General features: G+C 36.2%; 1 protein-coding gene. It reads right to left on the bottom strand.

Annotated elements, in window-relative coordinates:
* Position 1: 1 nt before the first annotated feature.
* Positions 2-240: hypothetical protein (locus tag KVT36_RS32085; protein WP_217607494.1), on the bottom strand; the 239-nt coding region annotated here is incomplete at its 5' end.

The following is a 240-nucleotide window of genomic DNA, read 5'->3' as shown; positions in this document are numbered from 1 at the left end:
ATTATGTGCTTGGAGTAACAGGCCGTTGGTCCGCCCTATCTGCCCAACCATTTCCTTTTGCCCACTCGATTTTATAAACTTTTAACAATGCGATACTTACTCCATTTATATGGTTACTTTTCATTCTGTCGGCAAGTGTAAATTGCTGATTTCCTATTTGCCCCCATAAACCTAAATTGTTTTCGAACTGTTTTATTTTTGCTTGTACTTCTTTTGAATAGGTTGTATTATTATTTTGGC

It is taken from the genome of Chitinophaga sp. GbtcB8 (assembly GCF_019091455.1).
Classification (GTDB): domain Bacteria; phylum Bacteroidota; class Bacteroidia; order Chitinophagales; family Chitinophagaceae; genus Chitinophaga.
The sequence above is the reverse complement of the archived record's forward strand: the minus strand, read 5'-3'. Positions and strand labels throughout refer to the sequence as shown.